Genomic DNA, 401 nt, shown 5'->3' with positions numbered 1-401 from the left:
CTTCGCGCTGCTGGCCCGCGAGCAGCCCCAGGCCCACGGGCGCTTCCTGATGCCTTTGGCCGGCCTCGCCGTCGCGCTGAAGATCGACGCCGAGCACTTCACCGCTGCCTTCACCTCCACGCAGGCCCACCTGCGCGCCGTGGATGGCCAGGAGTCCATCACCGTGGGCACCTCGCGGCGGACCATCCTCGAGGTGCTCGATGACCGGCGCACGCTCACGGAGGCGGTGCTCTCCAACGCCGTCGAGGTGGTCGGCTCCCTGGAAGTCCTCCTGCGCGCGCATGAGGGGCTGATCCGCTACGTGCACGGGGCGGTCCGCTGCGCGGGCTTTGCGTCCCTGCTCCACCAACTTCGCCTGACGTGCGCGGACGCCGCGCACCCGGCACTCCCCTGAAAGAAAG

The 401-nt window shown here is 70.8% G+C and carries 1 protein-coding gene; it reads left to right on the top strand.

The window, feature by feature from the left end:
- A partial coding sequence (locus tag G4D83_RS45340; protein ID WP_240357206.1) for a sterol-binding-like protein occupies positions 1-394 on the top strand: 394 nt, incomplete at its 5' end.
- Between the last annotated feature and the right edge of the window lie 7 nt (positions 395-401).

The sequence above is a fragment of the Myxococcus eversor genome (assembly GCF_010894455.1).
Classification (GTDB): Bacteria; Myxococcota; Myxococcia; order Myxococcales; family Myxococcaceae; genus Myxococcus; species Myxococcus eversor.
This window is presented reverse-complemented; position numbering and strand designations above follow the sequence as displayed.